The following is a 3903-nucleotide window of genomic DNA, read 5'->3' as shown; positions in this document are numbered from 1 at the left end:
TAGTTGGAGTCTGATTAATATCTTGATGGTGAGTGTTGTCTATGATCATCGAGCCTGGCCAATTTACTGGACATTATTAGATAAAAAAGGAAATAGTAATTTGTCCGAACAAAAAGCAGTATTGAGCAAAAGTATGGAGTTACTATCAGCCTATGATGTCGTGGTGCTGGGAGACCGAGAATTTTGCTCTACCAAACTAGGTCACTGGCTGGCTGAACGCAAGGTATACTTTTGTTTACGGCAAAAATGTGACACCAAAGTTTTGCCAGAAAATGAGGTTTATCAAGAGTTGCGGGACTATGGTTTAAAGCCGGGGATGAAATTGTTTCTCAATGACCTTCAGGTAACGAAAAACAACGGATTTGGAACGTTTAATGTAGCTTGTAAATGGAAACGAAATTACCGAGGAGTGAAGACAAAAGAACCGTGGTATATCCTGACTAACTTTGAGGATTTAAATACCGCTATTGTGTCTTACAAAAAGCGATTTGCGATTGAATAAATGTTTCGATATTTTCAATCAGGTGGTTACAGTCTAGAAGGCTCCAAGCTGGGAGCATAATCTCTAAGCAAGTTAATTATTGTGATCGCAATTGCCTATACTAGTGCAATCCTTCAAGGACGAGAAATCAAGAAAATGGGAATACAGAAATATGTTGTACGACCAGAAACAAAATCGAAATATGGTCGCCGACATAGCGGTGCGACCCAAGGCCGGGTTCCCCGGCCATTGGAAAGCGCACCGTCTGCTTTTTATGTTGGTCAACATCAGTATCATTGGCTGTACTTAGGGCAAATACCCGAAAAAATTGTAGCGGTGCGACCCCGGTCGGGTTTCCCGACCTAGGGAATGCGCACTAAGAGAGAGGAATTTTTGCAAATTAACCGCCGTTGGGTCAAGCATTATAAAAAAGGTAAGCGGGCTAGGGAACAAGCCCTGTCTATGTTACAAGCTTCGTTGTCCCCCTGCTAGCTAAATCTTTATCTAATGCCTAACACTTTAAGATATCACTTATCAATGTTGTGACCTACAAGCTTCTTGTTTGAAGGGAGCAGGGAGTTCTTGTAAGGTGGGCAAATAGACATGATTCTTAATTAAATTACCAAACTATAATAATTTGCCCACCCTACCCCTGAGGTGAGCAAATCCACTACCGTCTACCCTGTTGTTAATTGATTTATCGGTTAAAATTGTAAAGCAAGTCAAAAAAATCTTAACCTGCTGAAGAGGTGACAAGCAAGACCGATCGCGTGATCTTGTAGGGTGGGCAAATTAGCATCAGAGCTGATGACATGATCAAATTCTCAAAATTTGCCCACCCTAACCCTACCTGACTATCCGGAAGGTTTGCGGTAGTCTCTCAAAGTGCGATCACCCTTTGGGAGAAAAGTTTTCGGTCTACTGAACGTAGTGTGATCACGATCTTGTCGTGGGTTGGCGGCAGCCACTCCCTGCGGGAGTATCGCCGGACTTGTAGAGTGCGAAAACGTCCGTGTAACGGACAACCGAACCCATTGGTAAAATGATCGTTAAGTTGATTAAATGCCAAAACAGTCGATTTATGCTTAAATGAATCCCAATAACCCTGATCAGCCCCATCAACTTGACAGAAGCGATCCCTATCAACAGATATTATTTGCAGGATACACCGAGCAGGAGATTGCAGAAATCGAAACTCTGATCCAAACCTGGGACAAAGCCACCTATCCAACCCTAGCCAATAGTATTGTAGATCATGCAGACAGACACGGTTTTAAAGGGAATTATTTAAAGTATCTCAAAAAAGCTGCTAATTTTAACAAAAAAGGGTCACGAAAAACCCAATTACCGAATGGGGCATTGAGATGGAATAAAGGAACTGAATTTCTTATAGAAAGAGACAACAAAATTATTTCTTACGGCTAAACTTAAAAAAAATCATGCCAAACTTAGATATTTCCAACAAAGCTGATAATACCATAACAGCCAAAGGATATATTGAGCAAATCTTAAATCAATTGCTCATTGACTATCAAGCTACTCAGGGAGAAAGAGCAAAAATTTCCCGATGGGAAGAAAATCAAGACGTTAGTATATTAGGGATTATTGAAATATTAACCGATACTATTAGAGGATACGCCTTTCAAGTTATGATAATTCCTTTGAAAATGCCCAAGAAATTAGTAATGAATTACAGAAAATAAAACTAGTAGAAATTCCTAAATTTACTGAATGGTATTTTTCACAAGACTTTGATTATCCGAAAATGAAACACTATGTCGAAACCCTGAACTATTTACGTTTATTAATAATCGAATATATCAGGGATATCAAAGCTCTTGTAGAGTGCGTTAATGAAGTGTAACGCACCGGTGAATGTCCGCGCTTAAGTGGGTACGCGAATAGTGTAGGTTGGGTTGAGACAACAAAACCCAACAAACCGATGATATGACACAATAAAGGTAGTGAAGTCGAGGAGAACGCCGTTGAGTGCGATCGCCTGATTTTGTAGATTTTGTAGGGTGGGCAAATGGACATGATATTTGATCAAATTGCCAAACTCTCATTATTTGCCCACCCTACCCTACTTCTTTTAGTGCGATCGCCTGATTTTGTAGGGTGGGCAAATGGGCATCAGAGCTGATGAAATGATCAAATTCCCAAAATTAGCCCACCCTACCCCTACTGGCACAATTGGAGACAACCCTGAAATGGTACAAGCACAACCTAAAATACTGACATTGGAGGAGTTTCTGAAACTACCGGAAACAAAGCCTGCTAGTGAGTACCTTGATGGAAAAATTATTCAGAAGCCCATGCCTCAAGGAAAACATAGTCGTCTTCAAGGAGAACTAATACCCGCAATCAATAGTTTGGTAAAACCTAAAAAAATTGCTTGCGCTTTTCCTGAATTACGTTGTACCTTTGGGGGTCGCTCAATAATACCTGACATTTCAGTATTTCTTTGGAACCGAATTCCCTGTGATGATAATGGAGAAATTGCCAATGTATTTAACCTGACTCCAGATTGGACTATTGAAATCTTATCTCCAGACCAAAGTCACACAAAAGTAACCAAAAATATTCTTCATTGCCTCAAGCATGGAACCCAGATCGGTTGGTTGATTGACCCAGAGGAAAAAACTGTGTTTGTTTACCATTCTAAACAAGAAATTGAGGTATTCGATCAACCCGATATGTTACTTCCTGTACCATCTTTTGTGAGTGATCTAAATCTTACAGTTAAGGATTTATTTGCCTGGTTATTACTGTAACTATGGAGTCCTATAGCATTTTTATTTTAGTTGTGAACATAGGATTGATGCTAAAAGGGAACAGGGAACAGCGGATCTGGGAACAGCGGATCTGGAAACAGTAGGAAAGAGCTCCGAAGAGTTTTTGATGTTAGTGCGATCGCTCTTGTAGGGTGGGCAAATGAACATGATATTTGATCTAATTGCCAAACTCTCATTATTTGCCCACCCTACCCTACCTAAAATTTCAATCTTCTGGCTCAACACCCATTGCTCGCAATTGAGCTGCTAGACGTTCAGCTCGTTGATGTTCTCGTTCAGCTCGTTGACGTTCTTGTTCAACTAGCTGTCTTTCTTTCTCAACCGGTGTAGGAATCCAATTTTCGGCTGCATCGTACCAACGCAACCAAAGTCGGTTTAACTCTTGATAGTATCCTGACCACAATCCTAAACCTAGTTCTATTTCTGGAAGCCAGAATTTGTCACCGTTGAGAATCACTTCCCGATAGCTGTTGCGCACTAATTCAAACAAGCGCAGTTTATTGCTATTACCATTGAAGACCACGTAATAGGGAATCCGTAGCATCCGTTCGTAGACTTCCCATTTAGTTGGGGGTTGGTTGGCTTGTGGCCTAACTTCCCCTAAGTCTTCTTTCTGTGTACTAGGAG

General features: G+C 40.8%; 7 protein-coding genes and 1 pseudogene. 5 read left to right on the top strand and 3 right to left on the bottom strand.

What is annotated here, in order from left to right:
• Together F6K53_RS35545 and F6K53_RS35540 are read left to right on the top strand one after the other, a co-directional pair.
• Positions 1-502 (top strand): transposase (locus F6K53_RS35545; protein ID WP_293084042.1); only part of this gene is annotated, 502 nt, incomplete at its 5' end.
• Positions 503-583: 81 nt separating this feature from the next.
• Positions 584-847, top strand: coding sequence for a hypothetical protein (locus tag F6K53_RS35540; protein WP_158069732.1), 264 nt, complete (start codon positions 584-586; stop codon positions 845-847).
• A 514-nt stretch (positions 848-1361) separates the two neighbouring features.
• Here F6K53_RS35540 and F6K53_RS35535 read toward each other — a convergent pair.
• The gene (locus tag F6K53_RS35535; protein ID WP_214607773.1) at positions 1362-1550 is read right to left on the bottom strand and encodes a hypothetical protein; all 189 of its coding nucleotides are present in this window, start codon (positions 1548-1550) and stop codon (positions 1362-1364) included.
• 20 nt (positions 1551-1570) lie between these two features.
• Here F6K53_RS35535 and F6K53_RS35530 point away from each other — a divergent pair, with 20 nt between their 5' ends.
• Together F6K53_RS35530 and F6K53_RS35525 are read left to right on the top strand one after the other, a co-directional pair.
• Entirely contained in the window at positions 1571-1906 is a 336-nt protein-coding gene (locus F6K53_RS35530) for a hypothetical protein (protein WP_293066813.1), read from the top strand.
• A 14-nt stretch (positions 1907-1920) separates the two neighbouring features.
• Entirely contained in the window at positions 1921-2184 is a 264-nt protein-coding gene (locus F6K53_RS35525) for a hypothetical protein (protein ID WP_293084038.1), read from the top strand.
• A 182-nt stretch (positions 2185-2366) separates the two neighbouring features.
• Here F6K53_RS35525 and F6K53_RS35520 read toward each other — a convergent pair whose 3' ends face one another.
• Positions 2367-2531: a hypothetical protein gene (locus F6K53_RS35520; protein ID WP_293084035.1), complete on the bottom strand. Its 165-nt coding sequence runs from the start codon at positions 2529-2531 to the stop codon at positions 2367-2369.
• Positions 2532-2691: 160 nt separating this feature from the next.
• Between F6K53_RS35520 and F6K53_RS35515 the strand changes: the two genes are divergently transcribed.
• Positions 2692-3255 carry a Uma2 family endonuclease gene (locus tag F6K53_RS35515; RefSeq protein WP_075906380.1) on the top strand — a complete coding sequence of 188 codons (564 nt, stop codon included), beginning with the start codon at positions 2692-2694 and terminating at the stop codon, positions 3253-3255.
• A 226-nt stretch (positions 3256-3481) separates the two neighbouring features.
• Here F6K53_RS35515 and F6K53_RS35510 read toward each other — a convergent pair.
• Positions 3482-3903, bottom strand: a pseudogene (locus F6K53_RS35510) (Uma2 family endonuclease); the annotation flags it as partial.

The sequence above is a fragment of the Moorena sp. SIO4A1 genome (assembly GCF_010672065.1).
GTDB lineage: Bacteria > Cyanobacteriota > Cyanobacteriia > Cyanobacteriales > Coleofasciculaceae > Moorena.
The sequence above is the reverse complement of the archived record's forward strand: the minus strand, read 5'-3'. Positions and strand labels throughout refer to the sequence as shown.